The organism is Candidatus Poriferisodalis sp., from assembly GCF_965208895.1.
Classification (GTDB): domain Bacteria; phylum Actinomycetota; class Acidimicrobiia; order Acidimicrobiales; family Poriferisodalaceae; genus Poriferisodalis.
Window position 1 is genome coordinate 1,215,066 of the sequence record NZ_OZ242363.1, and the last position, 20,520, is coordinate 1,235,585.

16 protein-coding genes are annotated in these 20,520 nt (G+C 67.0%); 5 read left to right on the forward strand and 11 right to left on the reverse strand.

Going from position 1 to position 20,520, the window contains the following annotated elements; genetic code table 11:
* Positions 1-67: 67 nt before the first annotated feature.
* From plsX to ACOGJB_RS05510, 6 genes are all read right to left on the reverse strand, one after another.
* Entirely contained in the window at positions 68-1,090 is a 1,023-nt protein-coding gene (gene plsX, locus ACOGJB_RS05485) for a phosphate acyltransferase PlsX (protein ID WP_419839804.1), read from the reverse strand.
* A gap of 22 nt (positions 1,091-1,112) precedes the next feature.
* A complete protein-coding gene (gene rpmF / locus ACOGJB_RS05490; protein ID WP_419839805.1) occupies positions 1,113-1,334 on the reverse strand; it encodes a 50S ribosomal protein L32 in 222 nt (73 codons plus the stop codon).
* Positions 1,335-1,380: 46 nt separating this feature from the next.
* Entirely contained in the window at positions 1,381-1,803 is a 423-nt protein-coding gene (locus tag ACOGJB_RS05495) for a YceD family protein (protein ID WP_419839806.1), read from the reverse strand.
* 134 nt (positions 1,804-1,937) lie between these two features.
* Positions 1,938-2,705 (reverse strand): hypothetical protein, encoded by a 768-nt coding sequence (locus ACOGJB_RS05500; RefSeq protein WP_419839807.1) that lies wholly within the window; start codon positions 2,703-2,705, stop codon positions 1,938-1,940.
* On the reverse strand, positions 2,702-3,187 hold the full coding sequence (gene coaD / locus ACOGJB_RS05505) for a pantetheine-phosphate adenylyltransferase (RefSeq protein WP_419839808.1): 486 nt from the start codon (positions 3,185-3,187) through the stop codon (positions 2,702-2,704). The genes ACOGJB_RS05500 and coaD overlap by 4 nt, the downstream gene beginning before the upstream one ends.
* A 94-nt stretch (positions 3,188-3,281) precedes the next feature.
* Positions 3,282-3,485, reverse strand: a complete 204-nt coding sequence (locus tag ACOGJB_RS05510) for a hypothetical protein (protein ID WP_419839809.1) — start codon at positions 3,483-3,485, stop codon at positions 3,282-3,284.
* Between the two features lie 27 nt (positions 3,486-3,512).
* On the opposite strand from ACOGJB_RS05510, the gene ACOGJB_RS05515 reads away from it, so the two are divergent.
* Positions 3,513-3,638: a hypothetical protein gene (locus tag ACOGJB_RS05515; protein WP_419839810.1), complete on the forward strand. Its 126-nt coding sequence runs from the start codon at positions 3,513-3,515 to the stop codon at positions 3,636-3,638.
* Between the two features lie 89 nt (positions 3,639-3,727).
* On the forward strand, positions 3,728-4,252 hold the full coding sequence (rsmD, locus tag ACOGJB_RS05520) for a 16S rRNA (guanine(966)-N(2))-methyltransferase RsmD (protein WP_419839811.1): 525 nt from the start codon (positions 3,728-3,730) through the stop codon (positions 4,250-4,252).
* A 242-nt stretch (positions 4,253-4,494) separates the two neighbouring features.
* Here rsmD and ACOGJB_RS05525 read toward each other — a convergent pair whose 3' ends face one another.
* The 3 genes from ACOGJB_RS05525 to ACOGJB_RS05535 form a co-directional block, all read right to left on the reverse strand.
* Positions 4,495-6,198, reverse strand: coding sequence for an HNH endonuclease (locus ACOGJB_RS05525; RefSeq protein ID WP_419839812.1), 1,704 nt, complete (start codon positions 6,196-6,198; stop codon positions 4,495-4,497).
* 256 nt (positions 6,199-6,454) lie between these two features.
* Positions 6,455-7,165, reverse strand: coding sequence for a nucleotidyl transferase AbiEii/AbiGii toxin family protein (locus ACOGJB_RS05530; RefSeq protein ID WP_419839813.1), 711 nt, complete (start codon positions 7,163-7,165; stop codon positions 6,455-6,457).
* The gene (locus tag ACOGJB_RS05535) at positions 7,162-7,965 is read right to left on the reverse strand and encodes a hypothetical protein (RefSeq protein WP_419839814.1); all 804 of its coding nucleotides are present in this window, start codon (positions 7,963-7,965) and stop codon (positions 7,162-7,164) included. The genes ACOGJB_RS05530 and ACOGJB_RS05535 overlap by 4 nt, the downstream gene beginning before the upstream one ends.
* 134 nt (positions 7,966-8,099) lie before the next feature.
* Between ACOGJB_RS05535 and ACOGJB_RS05540 the strand changes: the two genes are divergently transcribed.
* From ACOGJB_RS05540 to ACOGJB_RS05550, 3 genes are all read left to right on the forward strand, one after another.
* Complete coding sequence (locus tag ACOGJB_RS05540) at positions 8,100-11,381, forward strand: Eco57I restriction-modification methylase domain-containing protein (RefSeq protein WP_419839815.1); 3,282 nt, start codon at positions 8,100-8,102, stop codon at positions 11,379-11,381.
* Between the two features lie 582 nt (positions 11,382-11,963).
* Positions 11,964-12,716 carry a hypothetical protein gene (locus ACOGJB_RS05545; RefSeq protein WP_419839816.1) on the forward strand — a complete coding sequence of 251 codons (753 nt, stop codon included), beginning with the start codon at positions 11,964-11,966 and terminating at the stop codon, positions 12,714-12,716.
* The gene (locus tag ACOGJB_RS05550; RefSeq protein WP_419839817.1) at positions 12,709-16,128 is read left to right on the forward strand and encodes a helicase-related protein; all 3,420 of its coding nucleotides are present in this window, start codon (positions 12,709-12,711) and stop codon (positions 16,126-16,128) included. Before ACOGJB_RS05545 ends, ACOGJB_RS05550 begins: the two co-directional genes overlap by 8 nt.
* Before the next feature lie 185 nt (positions 16,129-16,313).
* Here ACOGJB_RS05550 and recG read toward each other — a convergent pair whose 3' ends face one another.
* Positions 16,314-18,584, reverse strand: a complete 2,271-nt coding sequence (gene recG / locus ACOGJB_RS05555) for an ATP-dependent DNA helicase RecG (protein ID WP_419839818.1) — start codon at positions 18,582-18,584, stop codon at positions 16,314-16,316.
* Positions 18,581-20,476, reverse strand: coding sequence for a DAK2 domain-containing protein (locus tag ACOGJB_RS05560; RefSeq protein WP_419839819.1), 1,896 nt, complete (start codon positions 20,474-20,476; stop codon positions 18,581-18,583). Before ACOGJB_RS05560 ends, recG begins: the two co-directional genes overlap by 4 nt.
* Positions 20,477-20,520: the final 44 nt, after the last annotated feature.

The window sequence follows — 20,520 nt, forward strand, 5'->3', positions numbered from 1 at the left end:
AGCCTACCGGGGGTCGATCGCTCAGGCCGCGGCTTCGCCGTGTGCTTCCCGCTCTAGCTCAGTGTCATCATGCGGTAGTGCCCGCGGGCCTCTCGGGCTCAGGGCTCAGTTGGTCACCGGACGGGAGGCTGACGGCGGCCAGCTCGCCCAGCAGGTCGGCTTCCACCATGTGATGGGCGACTCGGATGGCGTTGGTCACCGCTGTGGGGCTCGACGAACCGTGCGCGATCACGCAGACTCCGCGCACACCCAGCAGCATCGCCCCTCCGACGTTGTCGGGGCTCAGTTCCTCGGCGAGCGGCGCCAGCAGGCGAAGCGCTTGTGCACCAGCCGGTCCCCCTTCGGAGAGTCGCTCGAGAATCAGGCGGACGAAGAACGAGGCGGTGCCCTCGAGCGACTTCAGCACAACATTGCCGGTGAAACCGTCGGTGACCACGACATCGACAGGACCGTCGAGAACGTCGCGCCCCTCGATGTTGCCGAAGAAATCGATCTCGTCGTCTGCGGCGAGCAGCTTGTGGGTTTCCTTGACGAGCAGGTTGCCCTTCTCGGGTTCTTCGCCGATCGAGAGCAGCCCGACGCTCGGCGCCGCCACGCCGAAGCGGATGCGGCTGTAGGCCGAGCCGAGGCGGGCAAATTGGTGCAGCCATTGGGCGTTGCAGTCGGCCATGGCGCCCGAGTCGAGCAGGACACGCGCCGTGCCGCCGCCGGGTACGGGAAACGCAGTCGCGATGGCCGGACGGGCGACTCCGGGCAGGCGTCTCAGCCTCAGGAGAGCCGCTGCCGCCACCGCCCCCGTGTTACCGGCACTGACGATTGCTGAGGCGGCGCCGTCGCGCACAGCGTTGACGGCGAGGCTGATCGAGGAGTCGCGCTTGGTCCGCACCGCGCGGCTCGGCTCCTCGGACATCTCGATGACCTCTGAGGCCTCGATGGTGTCGAGCGATTCGCCTCCAGCCGCGACGATGGCATCGCGCCGGCCTACCAGGACGACATCGAGGCCCTCGCGCACGGCTTCCAGCGCGCCTTCCACGACCACGCTGGGGGCATCGTCGCCGCCCATTGCGTCGACAGCGACCGGCAGCGTCATCAGCCCGGACGCCGATCGATGTTCAGGCGATGTCGAGGGCTTGACGGCCGGCGTACCAGCCGCACTGGCCGCAGACCCGGTGAGGCAGCTTCGCCGCGCCGCAGCGTGGGCACAGGCTTCGAGGTGCCTCTTTCAGGCGCCATGCCGCCGCGCGACGCGAGCGCGTCTTGCTCTTGGATGTCTTCTTCTTGGGGACTGCCACTGTTCGGGCTCCTCGATGGGATCGACTCCTCGAGCGGAGCATGAAGCCTACCCATCGGCACTCCCCAGCCGACTCCGAGCGGCCGATCTCAGGACGACTCTTCCTGGCGCGCCCGCAGTGCTTCCAGCGCGGCCCAGCGCGGATCGGCCGGAGGCGCTGCGTCGTCGGGGGGATCTGCGAGTTCGGGCGGGAGGTTCGGGCACCCCTCGGCTTGCGGGCACCGAATCGCCTCGATCGGCAATTCCAGCAGTACTGCCTCCCGCACCATGGGAACGAGATCCGCGAACTCTGGACCGAGCCGGTATTGCTCGCCTTCACGGGGCTCGGCGGTGAACACCTCACGAATCTTCGTGCGTAGGGTCCCGGCGACGGGCAGCCAGCAGCGAGCGCACGGACCCTTCCAAGTCGCCGAGACCTCGCCGGCAACGCTGAGACCGCCGCTGATGAGCTCCAACGCCAGCTCCACGCTGACATCGCTGTCGAGCGGCACCTCGACATCAGCGATGCTCACGGCGTCAGTGGACCCGCCGTCTGAGGATCCTGCATCTGCGAGCGCCGACGCCGGCACCGTTGTGGACCACTCCAATCGCCCGTCAGCAACCAAGCGCAGGGGCACGGACAGGGACCGCTCGCGGTCCCTGGGGCTCACATCTGGTCCTGGTCGAAGACCACCGGTTGCGTTTCGGGGCTGCGGCCCGACGGCCTCGGTGCTTCGGTGGCAGTGGCATCTCCGCCGTTGCGCGCTCGCTGGGCGCTCGGCGGCGTGGGCGTCACCGGCGCGGAAACGCGATTGCCGAGCTTGCGTCGCGCTGCCTGGACCGAAATCTGGATCTGGTCGACGGCGCCAGCAAACTGCGTGAGCTGCCGCTCGCAGTACTCGTCGACTTCATGGCGTCGGCGACGGGTCTGGATCTGAGCGTCGTCGAGCAGTTGGCGAGCACGCCGCTCAGCCGTGCGCACGACTTCGGTTCGCTGGACCATCTGGGCGACGCGGCTGCGTGCCTCGTCGATGACCAGGTTGGCATCGACACGTGCTTGGGCCAGCACCTCGTCGCGCTCGCGCAGCAGCCAGCGAGCCTGGCGCGTCTCGTCAGGCACGGCCGCCAGCGCCGACTCGAGCAACATCATCACCTCGTCGCGATTGATCATGACCGAGGTGGACAGCGGCATGGGGCGCGCCGCGTTGATGATCTCCACGGCCTCGCGGATGAACTGCTCGGCCGTGACCGATGGGGGGCGCGGTGCCAGCGTCCCGGGGTTGCGCGCCTGCGATTCGGCCGGCGTCTGCAGCGTCTCCTCAGTGGGCGCCGCCGTCTCGGACGAAGGCCGGCCGAACGGAGACTGCGGTTGCAGCATGCCGTGGTGTATGGCTGGCTGCTGTGGTGCCTCGACGCCGCCCTCGGACATGCTCATGTGGCTGCCTCCTGCGCCGTTCGGTGCCCGAGCCGCTCGGCGACTGCGGGCGGGACGAGATGCGAGCAATCGCCGCCGAATCTGGTGATTTCCCGGATGTAGTTGGAAGCAATAAAGAGATGCTCGGTCCGCGGCGGGACGAACACGGTCTCGACACCGGACACTGAGTGATTCATGTGCGCCATGCGCAACTCGGATTCGAAGTCGCTCTGGCTGCGAAGACCCTTGACGATCACATCGGCGCCGAGGCGTTCAGCGAGGTCAACGACCAGCTCGCCGAACTGCACGACCGAGACGTTGGCGAGGTGGCTGGTCGACTCGACGATCATCGCGACGCGGTCGTCATCGGAGAACAGCGGCGTCGCCTTGGACGGGTTCCGCATGGCGGCCACCGTGACGAAATCGAAGAGCCCCGAAGCTGCTGAAATCACGTCGAGATGCCCGTTGTGCACAGGATCGAACGAGCCTGGATACATTGCCATGACCACCGAGAACGGCTCCTCCGGATCGATCCGTGTCCAGTTGGGCGACCGTACCGCGCCGCAATCGCGAATCGAGGGACCCTCGCGACGAGGGTCAGCTGGGAATGTCGCTGTCCTCGACGATGAGGTCCCAACGGTCGCCGCAGTCGGCACATCGGTAGGCGACGACGTCTCCCGGCTGGAAGCCCCAGTCCGGCTCAGGCACGCTCAGCAGGCCGCAGCGCCCACCGCAATCGACACAGGTGATCTCTGCGGGCACGCCGAGGGGGCCGCTGCCCCCGTGGGCCTGGGGAGTCATCGACTCTTGGTCATCGACACTCCCGCAGTGTCGCACGCAGCCGAGCCGATGCGCGCAGCCGTGGAATCACCCGCTGTAGCACCCATCGCTGAGCGCGAGACGTTCGTCCCGGAGTTCATCGAGGCCATCCGCACGTGGAATCACCTGCTGTAGCACCCATTGCTGAGCGCTCTTGTTCACCGTGACCGACTGGCCGCCCGGGCCACGGCTGCGCATTGGAACTGAGCCTCTACCGTGAGCGCATGCGCGTCGTCGGCGGATCGTTGGGCGGCCGTCGCTTGGAGAACCCCCGCCCCGATGCTGTCCGGCCGACGTCGGACCGGGCGCGCGAGGCCATCTTCAACATGCTCATGAGCTTGGAAGTGCTCGAAGGCGCGACAGTGCTGGACCTGTTCGCAGGCTCGGGAGCGCTCGGCATCGAGGCACTGTCGCGTGGCGCCGCGCATGTCACATTCGTGGACTGCGACGCAGCGGCTTGCCGCACGATCACGACGAACCTGACAGCACTGGGCATCGCCGAGCGAGCGACGGTGGTTCGATCCGACACTCAGAGGCACCTGGCCGCCGAAGGCGACCCGGTGGATCTTGCATTCGCCGATCCGCCCTATCGATTCGAGGGCTGGCGCGATCTCCTCGACGCAGTGAATGCCGAAGTGCTGGTATGCGAGTCGGACCACGAGATCGAGCCCCGCCCCGAACACGGATGGCGCACACACCGGGTGCGTCGCTATGGCACACCAGTCGTCACAATCTTGGTTCCGTCGTGACGCCCTCGCCCTCGATACGGCAGACGCATGACGAAGAACCAGTCTCATATTCGCGGGAATCCAGCAGTCCCGACTGGCCGGCCCTGCCCCCGCATTGGCGAAACGCCGCTTGACCCCAGACCGGCAAGCCAGACGGCAGATCTCATCACCGCAAGTCCTCGTGTCCGGCAGTCCCCGCTGAATGTAGGTGTGCATGACGTTGTGCGCGTGACCCAAGGCGGGCCACCGACGTTGCCTTGAGGTCACGCGGCAGCGAACCGGTCGCCTCCGCCGTCGTCGCCTGCGAAACTGAGTGCTGGCGCATTGTCGCCGCCGCCCCTGTCTCGCTGCCGCGATTCGGTACCTGACGCTGCGCTGCTGTCAAGACGCCCGGTGCCCGCTGCTGCCCCGGCAAGGCCGTTCGCTGGCGTGCGTCGTTGCGGCTTGCGCGATGGCGCAGGGTTGTGGGGATGTTCGGAATCGGGCGGGACGAGCCGATATTGGCCGTCTCGGACGACGACCCGCCAGTTGTTGTCGTGGATACGATCGTGGCACGACCAGCACACCAGTACCAGGTTGTCGATGCGCGTCTTGCCGCCCGATTTCCACGGGAAGATGTGGTGCGCTTCACATTCGCCCGGCGGTGCTCCGCAGCCGACGCATGAGCCGTCGCGGGCGATCAACGCGCGACGCTGGGCTGCGGTTGGCGCTCGACTCGCCACAGCCTCGTAGAGCGGAGTGAGCTGGTCTGCGCAGAGCACAATCGAAAGGTCGGAGTTGCAGATGAGCCGTTCGACAGCATTGGGCGGGATCGGGCCGGACCCAGCAATCTCGGCAATGCCCCCAGCCTGACCCAGCAGTGACCGAAGGTCGGCGCGCACGACGATCTCCGTGCGTGTCGCCGGGTGCAGGGAATTCGACTGCGCAGGCTCAGCCGGGCTTTCGTGCGGTCGGCCTTCTTCGGGACATTCGCCTCTCTCGGCCGACGAAGCGCTACCGGTCTCCCACATCTGGGCTGTCCGCGGGTCGGCGGAAGCCGAGGGCGCAGCGTCGGATGCTGCGTCGTGAAGTTCGGGCGGATCGTTGGATGCTGCGCCTTGACGTCCGGGTGCAGCGTCGTGGGGCACTGCGTCTGGACCGTCGCATGGCTCGAATGGCACCGGATTGGCTGTCGCCTGGGCCGACGTCGCCGCGCTGCGCGCGCCGTCGGCGTCGCATGGCCCGAATGGCACCGGATTGGCTGTTGCGACGAGGTTGTCGAGCGCGTCGGCCATGCGTTGGTCTCGCGTGCGCACGGCGAGCGGGACGTGCTGCGGCTCTCTTTGGCGCTGACGGCGACGGTCTGCTTGGCGCAGCAGTTCCGCTTCACGCCGAAGGCGCGCTTGGATGCGTGCTCCCATTTCGGAGTCGAATGCACCGCGCAGCTGCACAGTGCCGTCTTCTCCGTTCCAGAAACGGACGCTGCGGTTGCGCCGGTTGCGGCGATGCTGCGCGGCGAGGTCTTCGGCGCTCTGGCGCTCGATGGTCCAGCGTTGGGCCGCTTGGGCGAACTCGTCGGCTGGAAGCTCTTTCGCCATCTGGAGCAGGTCCGCGTCGTCTTGTACCGCCTCGGCGCTGGTCTTGCGCGCGGACTGGGCCAGCTTCGCTGCGTTCGCGAGGCTGACTTCGCCCTCGATTACCGCGGCGCGCGCCTCAGGCAATTCGGCCAACTCGGCATCCACCCGTGCGTTGCGCGCTGATTCAGCGCGGGTCAGACCGCTGATCTGATTGAGCAGACCGGCACCGCCGTCGCCATGCCGCTCGCGTCGCGCAACCGTCGATGCGACCTTGGTTTCGAGCACTTCGACCTTGGTGCGGAGCGACTTGGCAACGCCCAGCACCTCACGCAGTTCGTCAGTGGCTGTCGTGTCAACACCCCGGAGCGCCGTATCGATGCATTCAAGCGCCTGCTGCACCTGCGTGAACATACGTTCATTCTATGCACCCGGTGCCACAACAATGCGCTGGCGGACGCCTTCAATTGTTGCAATTTGATGACAGCATTCGAACCAGTATCCACCTGGTTTTCTCTTGGGTTCATTCCATTGCCGTCCGCATCCGCGAACCGCCGTACCCATGTTTGAGCGACTGTGGCAAGATCGGTCGACCTCGACGAGCGCCGGATGCGCGTCGAGGTCGCCGTCGGACGCGATGAGATCAGCCGCCGCGTCGCGGGCAGCCTCGTCAACCGACAGTCTGAGCCAGCCAAGCCGCGACTCGCGGCTGACGCTGTTGCCAGTAGGCCGAGATCTCCGCGAAGCGTGCATCGGGAGCAGCCTCGGCGAGCCAAGGGTCGTCAGCCACGTCTGCGAATGAGCCCAGCGCGAGCACGATGTGCCCGACACTCGGATGATCGAGTCCGACCTGGTACCGGTCTGCGTACAGACGCAGACCGGTCTCGGGGCTGAGACCGGCGTCGATGTCGATGCGCATCAGGTCGAAGTAGTCGCGCAGTTCGCCACGGTCTCCGATGACCTTGTACTTGGTGGCCGCGACGTCGCGCGCCGATCCGACAGCGAGCCCTTCGATGACGTGTGGCCGGTCGATCTGCCGCTGCCCCCGTGCGTGCAGGAACTGAACCCTGACCCCATCGACCCAACAGTCGAGCGTTCCCTCCGCGATGTCAGTGACGGCCACTTCCGCTGCTGCCTGCAGCCGGGCTAGAGCGGCTTCGGGCTCGAATCGTTCATGAACGAAGATGTCGAGGTCACGGCTGCGGCGATGCCTCAGATGAATCGCCAACGCCGTGCCACCCATGAGCACACCCGACGGTGGCGAGACAGCGGCAACGATCGGCCAGCAGGCACGAGTCGGCGCGTCAAGCACGTCGGACCAGTGATCCACGGCTGGCAGCTGCGCATCTGGTGCGTCTGCGTCGTCGCCGCCGCCGTTCATGGTGTCGTGGCGGCGGACGAGGCCGCCGCGGGGCGCAGTGTCTCGCGGACGCGCGCTGCAAGTTGGTTCTCGATGAGATGGCGCCGTCTCGCCCGTGTGGATCGCAGCCGCAGGCAGCCTTGCAACGCGTCGGTCGGCAGATGCACTGATGCCCACAGCGCAGCAACCGGCGACGGGCCGTTGACCAGCCGGTTCGCCACGTAGTCGGCGTCGTCTGGCAAGCGCAGCTGGGACGGTGCCGGATGATTCCAGAACAGCGGCCAGAACTGAGGCGGCAGCGGACCTGAGTGCTCAGCGGGCGGCGATTGCGGCGGCAGCCTCACCTGCGCGGTCTGAGCAACCAGATCCTCGAAATCTGCCGAGGCGACGTTGAGTTCCCATGCGCCCACTTCACGCACTCCGCCCCGCCAGCTCTGCTTCCATCTGCGGTGCCGCACCGCATCGCGCGCAACGAGCGCGTCCAACGCTCCACGCGCCGCCGACCACGAGACGCCAGCTGCCGCGGCGGCAGCAGCAACGCTGCGGATGCCGTGACGGGAGGCCACGGCGGCCAGCACGAGACGCTCGGCCCGACGCAGGCGTGCAGCCGCCTCACCAGCGGGGATCACGGCGTTGCCGGGTACACGTTCTTGCGTTGCCAAGCACCTTTCGCGCACCGCTTCGCGCACGAACTGTGCGACGGTTTCACCCGAGACGAGCGCCGCCGTGCGGACTCGCTCGAGCTCGGACGTTCGCATCCTCAGCGACAGCTGAGCCGTTCGGGAGCGAGCCTCCGTCGATTCCGACTCCGAGCCAGACACGGGCTGATCCTAACCCTGCGCACATCATAGCTCGCGTTTGTATATGTATTCGCGAGCAATGCTCACGACGGACTCAGTGGTTGAGCCACCTTCGACTGAGATGGCGGGCGGCGCAAACTACGATCCGCTGCGGCATGGACGACTTTCTCATCGACCGCGACCCCCAGTCATGGTCTGCTGCGTCAGGTCACCCGAGCTCGCTTGTCCCCGCGCATTTGTTCGTGCAGGCGGCACCGAATGGCCTCGAAGTCGCGGTCGCCACGGCCGCTCGCAAGCCGACCGTCGGCGACTTGCGCTCGGCTTGGGCAGCCAGACGGCAGAAGCGGGCAACCCCCGTGCTGCTGGTCGCCTTCTATCCATCGCCCGAGGCACCGGGCGGCGAGCAGGTTGCCCTGTGCGGGCCGGCGGGCGAACAGCCGGTGTGCCATTTCGGCGTGGAGGTCTCTCAGGCTGAGCGGTTGGCCGAAGTCGCCCTGCGCGAGCCGAGCCACCATGCCGCCACCCGACTGCTGCTGGCCGCGTTGCCCGAACTGGACTCGCCTTTTCCCGGCTTGCGAAACTCGGGACTGCTCGCGACCCAGGAATTGACCGCCGGTGTGCCGATGCGTTCTGACTGGGCATCTGCGAGCACCGATTCCAAGGGGTTGCTCGCCCACCGAGGCCGTCGGCTGGTCGAAGGCCTGGGCTATGAGATCGCGACACTGGCGACGAACGCATCGGTGCTGACGATTGCCGGTCGCCGAGAGGCCATCGCCGTGTTCTGCGACGACAGCGAGCCCTTCGAGGCGCCGTCTGACCGGTTCGACGGCATGTCGCCGGTGTCGCGGGCGCTGGCGCTGGCAGACCGCGAGAACATCGACTGGGTGCTCCTCACCCGCGCCTCGGAAATCCGCCTGTATTCAGCCCGACCCGGCGTGGGGGTTGGGCGCAAGGGGCGGGCCGAGACGTTCGTCGAGCTGAACCTGTCGCTCCTGGCAGCCGAGCAGGCCGGCTATCTGGCCCTGCTGTTCTCGGCGGAGGCGATTTCGGCGAACGGTTCGCTGCATGAAGTTCTCGCAGCGTCCGAGCGTTTTGCCGCCGATCTGGCGGTCCGGCTGCGCAAGCGCATCTACTTCGAGACCGTGCCCGCGCTCGCGCGTGCAGTCGCGTCACGCCTGGGCGTCGAGCGACACGGCGACATGTCCGCGGGCGAAGTGAGCGAGGCCGACCTCGACAGCGCCTATGAGCAGGTGATGGTCATCCTGTTCCGTCTGCTGTTCGTGGCGTACGCCGAGGACAAGGACCTGCTCCCCTACCGCAGCAACGGCCGCTACGCCGATCACTCCTTGACGCGCCTCGCGCAACGGCTCGCTCAGACCGAGCACAGCGTCCACGCCGGCCCGGGCAGCCGTCTTGGCAGCGGCCGCAGCACCGGGGCAGACCCGGGGCCAACGCGGAACGACACAACCGCCGACACAGCCGAGGAAGCCTGCGCCGAAGCGCATTTCGACGAGCGCGCCACCGACCTGTGGGACGACGTGCGGGCTCTGTGGGATGCGGTCAACTGGGGCAACGATGACTGGGGCGTTCCGGCCTACAACGGCGGGCTGTTCTCCGACGACCCGGCAGTCAGCCCGACTGGTGCTGCGATTGCGGCGCTGCGGCTCACAAACGCCGAGTTCGGCCCGGCACTCGCCGCCGCGCTGGTCGACCACGGCGCGCAGGGGCCAGGCCCAGTGGACTTCCGCTCGCTGTCAGTGCGCGAGTTCGGCACGATCTATGAGGGACTGCTGGAGTCGAAGCTGTCGGTGGCAACCGACGACCTGGCCGTCAAGCAGGCGAAGGGCGCCGAGCAGTACGTCCCGGCGGGCGCGAACGACGAGGTGGAGGTGCTCGCTGGCGAGGTGTACTTCCACAATCTCTCCGGCGCCCGCAAGGCGACCGGTTCGTACTTCACCAAGCCGTTCGCGGTCGAGCACCTGCTCGACCATGCGCTCGAGCCGGCGCTCGACGACCACCTTGCCCGCCTCGATGTATTGCGAGATTCTGGCGACGACGCTGGCGTCGCAGCAGCGTTCTTCGATTTCCGCTGCGCCGACATCGCCATGGGCTCGGCGCATTTCCTGGTGGCAGCAGTGGACCGGATCGAAGCGCGCTTGTCGGCGTGGCTGTCGCTGCATCCCGTGCCTGCCGTCACCGCTGAGCTGAACCGGCTGCGAAACACCGCCATGAGTCAGCTCGGCGACCTCGGCGACGGAGTCGAGATTGAGACCGGCTCGCTGCTGCGCCGCCAGATCGCCCGCCACTGCATCTACGGCGTAGACAAGAACCGCGTCGCCGTCGAACTCGCGCGCTTGGCAATCTGGGTCCACACCTTCGTGCCCGGTCTCCCGCTGTCATTCCTCGACCACAACTTCGTCCACGGCGACAGCCTCACCGGCGTGGCATCGACCGAAGACGGAGCGCTGGCCGTGCGGCCCAAGGGCGACAAGTCACAGCCGTCGCTGTTCGTGCATCAACTCGAGAACATGATTGACGCCGTGGTGGGGCCGCTGGAGCGGCTCGCCCGACTGAACGATGCCGATAAGGCGGAGGTGGCAGCAGCACGAGAGGCACACGTCGCCGCCCGCGCAGCGGTCCGGACGATTGACGACGTGTTCGACGTGGCGACTGCGGTGCGGGCTGGGATGATCGAGATTCAGCGCGATTTCGACTTCGCCCCCGGCACGATCGCTGCGCTCGCGCACGACCCGCGTGTGCGCGACGCCATCGAGCGCCTGCAACCTGTGCACTACCCGACAACATGGCCGGAGGTGTTCTCGCGCGGCGCCCGCAGCGGCTTCGACTGCCTCGTGGGCAACCCACCGTGGGAAAAGGTGGTGGTCGATCGCGAGGTCTGGTACGGAATGCACCTTCCCGGCGTCCGCTCGTTGCCGGTCGCACAGCGACGCGAGCAGATCGACAAGCTGGAGGCGGATCGGCCAGATCTGGCCGTTGAGTTCGAACGGGAGCGCGAGCGAGCCGAGTTTCTCAAGCTGATCCTGCGCGCCGCCTTTCCCCGACTCGGAACGGGTCAGACCGATCTCTACAAGGCCTTCGCGTGGGCGAACCTGAACCTGTGCCGCGCGGACGGCATGCTCGGCGTCGTCCTGCCGCGCACCGCGGTGTCCGATGCGGGCATGGCGAACTGGCGGCGCGAGATCGTCAGCATCGACGGGGGGGGGGGGGACACCCTCAAATCTCGATCTCAACCCTTATCAACCACAGGGGCTGGGTGTTCGAGGGAGTACACAACTCATACACGGTGGTGCTGGCCACGGCCGCCCGCTCCTCACGGTCGTCAGCTGCCTCAATACCAGACAGTGGGCATTCGACGACGTCGACGGCCGATACACCATCGCAGTGGTCGCCGCCCGCAAGCCGAACCCGCGAACTAGCCCACGGGGGTGGCTTTAACACCGCCGCAGTACCCACAGCAGCAACATCAGAGACGGAACGAGCGACAGCCCAAGTTGATACGTCCGGCAGCAGCCCTGAAGCCGACCTCGGCCAAGCGCACGTAGCGATCTATCCCGGGCCGGCCCGTTCGCTGGCCCACTTCCGAGAGCTGGTAGACGGCAAGCCCGAGCTGATCGGGGTCTTCGAATTCCTCGGCTGGTCCAACACCGCAGCATTCCCGCAGATTCCCACCCGCGAAGCGTTTCGCGTATGGCGCCGCATGAAACTGCACCCGCGATTCGACAGCGTCGATGCGGCGACCACCCCCCCCCCCCCCCCCCCCCCCAATCTCTCGTTGGAGATTCCGACCAGTCCAAGGAGACGTCAATTCCACAATCGACCGGAAGAGATTCGTCAGAGACGACGGGCGTGGAGCGTCCGTCCGGTCTCCGAACTCCATTCCACGCACGACAGGCATCGCTTCATGAACGACGATGGCAATTCCGCGCCGCGCGAGAGGTCGATTCAACCAACGACAGATTCCGGTTCATGAAGGACGATGGAGAGGCGGCGTACACCCAATGAGTTCGATTTGGCCGGTCTATGCGGGCAAGAGCTTCAATCTGTGGCGGCCGGACACTGGGGACTATTACGACAGCGTCGATGCTGAAGCCATCACCGGCCATCTGCAGGAAAAACGAAAGCGGCAGAACAAAGTCAAGTCTTCGGCGTTCGCCCACTTTGATCAAGACCACTTGGCCGACCCGGGCACACTCGCTTGCCTCCGAGCAAGAATCGCCTTTCGTCGAGTGGCGCGGACGACGGATACTCGGACTTTCGTTTGCTCGCTGATTCCGCCCCGACGGATCGCGACCGAGGCAGCGTCATACTTCGAGCAGATCCGTGGCGAAATCCGCGACGAGGCATACGTCTTGGGAATCCTGTCCTCGATGATTTTCGACTGGCAGCTTCGCCGCGTCATGGAACTGACCCTCAGCTTCACGGATCTCATGGGAACGTCGATAGCCGATCCCGGGTCGGGCCACCCGGTGCGGGACCGGGTGGTGGAGATTGCGGGGCGGCTCGCGGCCGTGGACGAGCGGTTCGAGCAGTGGGCGGCCGAAGTCGGTGTGCCAGTCGGCTCCGCCAACGATGAGGCGACCAAGACAGACCTGATTCACGAGCTCGACGCCTGCGTGGCCCATCTCTACGGGCTCGACGAATACGACCTCGAAGTCATCTACACGACGTTCGACGAGAAGCGGCCTGACCGCTACCGGGACCGACTCGCGGCAGTCCTCGACCACTTCAGGGGCCTGCCGAACAGTGGTTGAGAAGCCGGAACTGGCGCTCAATCGAGACGGCCAGACCGTCGCGGAGGCGCTGAACGGGTTCATCGAACATGCGGCAACCGGGTTCGTGGGCGGCGCATCGGTGGACATCGCCACCGCGTACTTCAATGTGGGCGGCTACTCGCTGCTGGCGGACGCGCTTGACGCAACCAGCGGAGTCCGGCTGCTGCTCGGCGCGGAGCCACAGCCGCCCGAGAACCGTCGGCGGGCGCTGCGGAGCGAGCCGGCACAGCCGCGCCGGGCCGCCCGCGCACGCATGCGCAGCGCACTCGACGAACAAGAACAGCTGCTGCGATTCGAGCGCGACCATCTCGGCTTCACTCTCGCTGCCGATGCCTCTGCTCGTCGGCTGGTGGCGTGGCTCAACACGCCCGGCGTCGAGGTGCGCCGCCTCGGCGACCGATTCCTGCACGGCAAGGCGTTCCTGATCGGCGACCGCTCGCACGGCGTTGTAGCCGGCTCGTCCAACTTCACCTACGCCGGCTTGGCCACCAACCTGGAACTGAACTTGGGGAACTATGCGCCCCATGTGGTAAGCGGGGTGCAGACATGGTTCGACGAGCTGTGGGACGAGGCCGATCCCTACGATCTCGCCGCCCTCTTCGAGGCCCGATTCGAACCCCACTCGCCGCAGCTCGTCTACCTGCGGATGCTCTGGGAGCGATACGGCGCCGAACTCCAAGCCGAGGCCGATGCCGAGGGCGCACCGCAGATCCACCTCACGTCGTTCCAGTCGGACGGGCTGTGGCGGGCGCGCCGCATCCTCAACGAACGCCATGGCGTTCTGGTCGCGGACGAAGTGGGGCTCGGTAAGACGTTCCTGGCCGGTGAGCTGATCCGCGAAGCCGCTGCCGAACGGCGGCAGAAGGTGCTGGTGATCACCCCCGCCACGCTGCGTGACGGTCCGTGGCGCGCATTCCGAGCCGAGCACAACCTTGCGATGGAACTCGTGTCGTTTGAGGAGCTGATGGCCGATCAGCGTCTCAACCCCGAGCACGCCACCGGCTTCAAGCTCGAGCAACGCGACATCAACGACTACGCGATGGTGGTGATCGACGAGGCCCACAATCTGCGCAACCCGTCCACCCAGCGGGCACAGGCACTGCGCCGCCTGCTCGCAGGCTCGCCGCCGAAGCAGCTCGTGATGCTGACCGCGACGCCGGTGAACAACAGCCTGTGGGACCTGTATCACCTGCTGGGCTACTTCCTGCACAACGACGCCGCATTTGCCGACTCGGGCATCGCTTCGCTGCGCGACCACTTCGCCAACGCGGTTGCGCTCAACCCAGACGATCTGACGCCGGAGCATCTCTTCGACGTGCTCGACGCCGTCGCGGTGCGTCGCACACGCTCATTCGTGAAGCGCTTCTACCCCAACGACACGGTGCGCATCGGCGGCACTGAGACGCAGATCGTCTTCCCGACGCCCAGAGTCCGCAAAGTCAGCTACGACCTCGACGCGGTGCTGCCCGGGTTCTTCGACCGCTTCGCCGCAGCCCTCGACGCCGATGCCGGGAACGGACCGGCACACGACCGGACAGAAGACGCCGAGGACCTCGCCGGGGACGAACCGGCGGACGACCGCGCGCACGACACCGGCGACCGCGATGACGCCGGGGCACTGACGCTGGCCCGCTACGCGCCGTCGCGATATCGGTGGGACCACGACATCGACACTTATGAGCTGCAGCTCGCCGGCCTGCTGCGCTCGGGCCTGCTCAAACGGTTCGAATCCTCGCCCCACGCATTCGCGGAGACATGCGAGCGGATGGCGCGCAGCCATGACGCGTTCCTGTCGCTGCTCGAGCAAGGACATGTCGGCAGCGGCGACGTGCTCGCCGACTGGATTGCCGCCGACGCCGACGACTTCGACGACAAGCAAAGCGACGCCTTCATGGACCACCTGGTCGGCGTCAGCGACGTCGCCGCCGACTTCGACGCCGAACGGCTGCGCGAAGACGCCGCGCATGACCGCGACCTCTTGCGTTCACTGGCCGCCGAAGCCCGAACCGTGACGCGTGCCGCCGACCCGAACCTGGCTGCCCTGGTCGACGAACTGGCCGCTGTCGCCGCAGCAGCAGAAGCCGAAGGCATCGGCGCCGACGACACCAGAGACCGTCGCAAAGTGCTGATCTTCAGCTACTACGCCGACACCGTCGACTGGATCGTCGAGCACCTCGAGGCCGTTGCGCACACCGACGACCGCCTCGCCGCTTACCGGGGGCGCATCGCATCAGTCGCCGGAGGCAGCAGCGCCAGCGACAAGGACTCGGTGCTGTGGGGCTTCGCTCCGCGCACCACCGACGCGCCAATCGGGCACGACAGCGACCTGTACGACATCGTGGTGGCCACTGACGTGCTGGCCGAAGGCGTGAACCTGCAGCAGGCGTGCCACATCGTCAACTACGACCTGCCTTGGAACCCGATGCGCCTGGTGCAACGCCACGGACGCATCGACCGCATCGGCTCGCGCCACTCGCAGGTGTACCTGCGCTGCGTCTTCCCCGACAGCCGTCTGGACGATCTGCTCGGGCTCGAAGAGCGCCTCCACCGCAAGATCGCTCAGGCTGCGGCCAGTGTGGGAGTCGGCGAGATCCTGCCCGACCAAGGCGACCATCACGACATCAACTTCACCGAGACCCGTGAGGAGATCGAGCGCATCCGCCGCGAGGACGCCTCGATGTTCGAGCGAGGCGGAACATCGAAGGGGGTGCTGTCAGGCGAGGAATTCCGCCAGGAACTGCGCCATGCGATGGAAGACACCAACCTCGCGGAGCAGATTGCCACCCTGCCGTGGGGCTCAGGCTCGGGCATGGAGACAGCATCGTCAGATGGCCGCACGGGCTACGTGTTCTGTGCCCGCGTGGGCGACCATCCCGCGCCGGTGTTCCGATTCGTCGGCACAGGCGAGCACGCTGGCGGCGCCCCGGTGGACGAATCACTGGCGTGCCTCCATCTCGCTCGCCCGCCCGGCGGTTTCGAGACGCCGCGCACGCTGGCCGACGAAGACGTCAAAGGCGCGTTCGCGGCGTGGGAGATCGCTCAGGACGACATCGTCAGCAAGTGGAACGTGATGTCCGACAAAGCGAACCTCGAGCCGCGGATCGCGCCGCGACTGGCCCGGGCCGCCGAAGTCGTGCGCAGGCACCCGCCCCCGGGCATGACGCAGGACGAGATCGACCGAACCGTCGACACGATCACGGCGCCCTACCCGGAACGGACCATCCGAACGCTCACCGCAGCACTGAAGAGCTCGACAAGCCCCGCCGAACAGGCAGTCGAGATCGTCGGGGTCATCGACGTGCTGGGCCTGCGGCCATACGTCCCGCCCGAGCCGCTGCCAGAGATCACACCCGACGACGTCTACTGCGTCACCTGGCTTATGCTCGTTTGAACTGCGACCTGATGGCGACGCCGGTGCCGGCCCGCCGCCGTGCCGTCCACAGCCTCGCTGGACAGGCGGAAGACGATCTGTGTCGACGCGCTCGGTGGCAGGTGGCACTACGACCAGCGCGGGCATGCGCATCCGTCGCATACACCAGCTGGCAACGGCAACATTGAGGCGATCCGCGCAGCGCCTCAGCTGCGCTGGAGGTAGTCGGGGTCGCGGCGGCCGGCAAACCATTCGACCTCGTCGGCGAGCGCCGGATGCGCATCGAGATCGCCGTCGGTTGCAATGAGCTCGGCGGCAGCGTCGCGAGCTGCCTGCACCCAATTCAGATCGCGGGCCAGCGACGCCAGCTTCAGATCGCTGCGCCCCGACTGCCGCTCGTCAAACAGCGTGCCTTCGCCCCGCAACTCCAGATCTCGCTCGGCCAGTTCGAAGCCGTCGTTTGTCGCAGCCAGCGCGCTCAGCCGCTCGACGGCGATGGGCGTCGGGTCTTCGTCGCTCACGAGGTAGCACGTCGAGCGATGGCTGCCGCGGCCCACCCGGCCTCGCAGCTGGTGCAGTTGGGCGATGCCGAACCGGTCGGCCGACAGCACCACCATCACCGTCGCATTCGGCACGTCGATGCCGACTTCGATGACGGTCGTCGCGACCAGCGCGTCGAGTCGGCCAGATCGGAATCCGGCCATCGTGGCTTCTTTGTCGGCTGACGGAAGTCGCCCGTGCAACAGCCCGACCCGCAGGCCCGCCAGAGAGCCGGCCACGAGTTCCGCATGCATCTGCTCGGCCGAACGCGCATCGAGGCTCTCGCTCTCGGTGATGAGCGGGCACACCACGAAGGCCTGACGACCGGCTTCGATCTCGCTGCGCACCTCGGCCCACATGGATTCAGCAGCGAGCGGCCCCTGGACCCATTGCGTGGTGATCGGCGTCCTGCCCGGCGGCAGCTCGTCGAGCACCGAGACATCGAGATCGCCGTACACGGTCATCGCAGCCGTTCGCGGAATCGGCGTCGCGGTCATCACCAGCAGGTGCGGAATGCGGCGGTCATCACGACCGCTCTCGCGCAGCCGCGCCCGTTGCGACACGCCGAAGCGGTGCTGTTCGTCCACGACCACGACACTGAGCGAGTCGAACTTGACCGACTCCTCCAAGAGAGCATGCGTGCCGACCACGATGTCCGCGGTGCCTGTGCCGATCTCCACCAGCACCTCGCGGCGCCGCGTTGCCGAACTCGACCCGCTGAGCAGGCGCAGGCGCAGGGGCCGCTTGCCGCTGAGCCGTGAATCGTCGGGCACCTCGAACCCGTCAAGCAGGACGCGCAGCGCATAGAAGTGCTGTTCGGCCAGCACTTCGGTCGGCGCCATGAGCGCACCCTGATGGCCGTTGCGGACTGCCACGAGCAACGCATGCAGAGCCACGAGCGTCTTTCCCGAGCCGACATCGCCCTGCAACAGGCGGTGCATCGGGCGCTGTGTGCTCACGTCGGCGTCGATGTCGGCCATCGCGCGCTGCTGTGCCCCCGTCAGTGCATAGGGCAGGCGCCGGTGGAAGGCTTCGATGAGACCCCCTCCGACATCATGAGCGATGCCGAGCTCGTGGGCCTCACGCGCCAGGCGCTGGCTTCGCAGCATCAGCTGCACCCGCAAGAACTCGTCGAACACCAGCCGGTTGCGGGCCGCCCATCGATCCGACATCGACGGCGGCTCATGAATCTCGGCCAAAGCCCGGCTGCGGCTGATGAGACCCAGCTGTGAGCGCAAGCGCCGGGGCAGCGGATCAGCGATGCCGCGGACCGAGCAGCGCCGCTGCGCCTCCGCGACCCAGTTCGCGACATCCCACGTGACGATGCCGGCCGTCTCGGACTGCGGGTAGATCGCCACGATCTTGCCGGTGCGGTCCGCGGTCGAATCGTCGCCCAGCACATCGACCACGGGATTGGTCATCTGCTTGCGGCCTCGGTAGTTCTCCACCTTTGCGAACAGCGCCACGGTGCGGCCCTGCGTGAGCTGGCGCTCACGCCATGCCTGATTGAAGAACACGGCACTCAGCACGCCGGTGTCATCGCCCACCTCAGCGCTCACCATTCGTCGGCCTCCGCGCAGCCGACGGGCCGACACCGACAGCACATCTGCCACCACAGTGATCTCCGATCCGATCTCCGCCTCGCTGATCGGCGCCTGGGCTGTGCGATCCACGTAACGGCGCGGGTAGTAGGTCAGCAAGTCGAACACGGACGCAACGCCCACCTCGGCCAAGGCCTTGCGGCGTTGCGAACCCACTCCGTTGAGGCGCCCGACGTCGATCGCGTCGAGCTGCCGCAACGTCAGCGGGCCCTTGGCCGCCGAGTCCGCGGCAGCCGGCTCGTCGGAGGCGCCACGGGCCTGCGCTGCGGCAGGATCCGATGCAGCCGCTCCTGGGGATCTGCGCGCAGCGGGCCGGCTGCTGCGAGGTGGGCTCATTCGATGCCGAAGAGGTATGGGTAGTGGTCCTGGCCGCCGAAGTGGCGCTCCACTTCGACACCAGGCCAGTGCTGGGACAGCCACGAGGCGATGTCGTCGGTCTGGGCAGGCTCGGTGCCCGCTCCCTCGATCAGCGTGAGGATCTCATGGGTGGGCTGCAGCATGTGCGCCAGCAGCCCGATTGCGGCTGCGCCGGCTGTCTCGCCGGTCGCCGCGATTCCCGAGTCGTCGAGGCCTATCCATTGGCCGGCCGTGACGTGGCCGATCGGAGACTTCACGTCGCGCACGGCTTGGGTCACCTCGCCCGCGGCGACGGCGGTTGCTGCATCAAGCATCGATGCAGCGTTGTCAGCAACGTTGGCACCGGGGTCATAGCCGATGAGGGCAGCAAGCCCCGCCGGCACCGAGGTCGTGGCCACGACCTCCACATGCTTGGCGGTGTGCTCGTCGATCTGGCGTGCGACCGGGACGATGTTGGAGTTGTTCGGCAGCACGACGACATGCCCCGAAGGCGCCGCTTCGACTGCCGCGAGGAGCTCAGCCGTCGAGGGGTTCATCGTCTGGCCCCCAGTCACGATCTCGGTGGCGCCCAGCGCTGCGAAGAGTTCGTCGAGCCCAGCCGCCGGCGACACCGCCACGACAGCGCAGTCGACCTGCGTTCGGTCCGTCGTCGAAGTGCGGTGAGCGCTGTTCGCGACCTGCGTGCCATCACCCGCATGCGCACCGTGCGCACCATCGCCCGCACGCGCCCCATGCGCACCGTGGCCTCCGAGACCTGCAACCTGTTCGTGCAGGTCCGTGATCTGGATGCGATGCGGCCGTCCTGCATCGATGCCCGCTTCGATGACGGGGCCGATGTCGTCGGTGTGGATGTGGCAGTTCCACAGCCCGTCGCCGCCCACCATCACGATCGAGTCGCCAAGGGAATCCCAGGCGACCTTGAAGTGATCGATGTTCTCGTCGGGTGCGGCGAGCAGGAACATCACCTCATAGCGGGTGCCGGAGGGGTCGCCGATCTCGTGTCCACTCTCACTGGGGTCAAGATGGCGATGCAGCTCCTCGCGCTGGGACGCCACTGCGTCGGTGCCACTGGCTCGCAAGCTCGCGCCCGCATTCCCGTGAGCGATCACCGCTGCCACCTCAGCGGGCAGCTCCACCTCGTCGGGCAGCGGGCGCCCGTCGGTGACGCTCAGCAACGCGTCGAGCAGCAGCAGGTACCCCGCGGCGCCGGCATCCACCACCCCGGCGTCGGCCAGCACCGGCAGCTGTTGTGGTGTGGCCTCCAGCGCCGCCTGACCGGCTCGCTTGGCGTTCTCCAGCACGGTTGCCATCCCGTGGCCGTCGTCGGTGTCCCCGCTCTCGAGAGCCTCCAGCGTGCGCTGCGCGGCGTGAGCCGAAGCACGCGCCACACTCAGAATCGTCCCCTCGACGGGTCTCATGACGGCACTGTCAGCAGCCTCACTCGCAGCGACCAAGCCCTTGGCCAACATTGCTGCGTCAATCGGCGGCTCACCGTCGGATTGGTCGTCGGACGGGGTCAGGGTGGAGGCGAGCCCTCGCAGCAACTGACTCACGATGACGCCGCTGTTTCCGCGCGCGCCCATGAGTGCGCCGTGAGAAATGGCGCTGCAGATCTCCGCCCTGCCTGTGCCCGTACGCAGCAATTCCTCAGTGACCGCCGCGAGCGTCATGGCCATGTTGGTGCCGGTGTCGCCGTCGGGCACCGGGTAGACGTTGAGCCGGTCGATCGTGACGCGGTGCTGCTGCAGCGCCGTGCAGTACGCCCGCATCGCCTCGGCCAGTGCGTCAGAATCCAGAGCGTTCCCCGGTCCGGTGGCCGATCGGAGATCGCTGTCGCTGCCAGAGGACGCATGGGCCGACAAGCCGTTCATCGTCTCACCTCTTGCTTCCCGCTCTTGTTCGCTGTCGCTCACGG

Coding starts and splice junctions, on each gene's coding strand:
- plsX (WP_419839804.1), bottom strand. CDS start 1,090: ATGACGCTGCCGGTCGCTGTCGACGCAATGGGCGGCGACGATGCCCCC.
- rpmF (WP_419839805.1), bottom strand. CDS start 1,334: ATGCTCCGCTCGAGGAGTCGATCCCATCGAGGAGCCCGAACAGTGGCA.
- ACOGJB_RS05500 (WP_419839807.1), bottom strand. CDS start 2,705: ATGAGCATGTCCGAGGGCGGCGTCGAGGCACCACAGCAGCCAGCCATA.
- coaD (WP_419839808.1), bottom strand. CDS start 3,187: ATGGCAATGTATCCAGGCTCGTTCGATCCTGTGCACAACGGGCATCTC.
- ACOGJB_RS05510 (WP_419839809.1), bottom strand. CDS start 3,485: ATGACTCCCCAGGCCCACGGGGGCAGCGGCCCCCTCGGCGTGCCCGCA.
- rsmD (WP_419839811.1), top strand. CDS start 3,728: ATGCGCGTCGTCGGCGGATCGTTGGGCGGCCGTCGCTTGGAGAACCCC.
- ACOGJB_RS05525 (WP_419839812.1), bottom strand. CDS start 6,198: ATGTTCACGCAGGTGCAGCAGGCGCTTGAATGCATCGATACGGCGCTC.
- ACOGJB_RS05530 (WP_419839813.1), bottom strand. CDS start 7,165: ATGAACGGCGGCGGCGACGACGCAGACGCACCAGATGCGCAGCTGCCA.
- ACOGJB_RS05540 (WP_419839815.1), top strand. CDS start 8,100: ATGGACGACTTTCTCATCGACCGCGACCCCCAGTCATGGTCTGCTGCG.
- ACOGJB_RS05545 (WP_419839816.1), top strand. CDS start 11,964: ATGAGTTCGATTTGGCCGGTCTATGCGGGCAAGAGCTTCAATCTGTGG.
- recG (WP_419839818.1), bottom strand. CDS start 18,584: ATGAGCCCACCTCGCAGCAGCCGGCCCGCTGCGCGCAGATCCCCAGGA.
- ACOGJB_RS05560 (WP_419839819.1), bottom strand. CDS start 20,476: ATGAACGGCTTGTCGGCCCATGCGTCCTCTGGCAGCGACAGCGATCTC.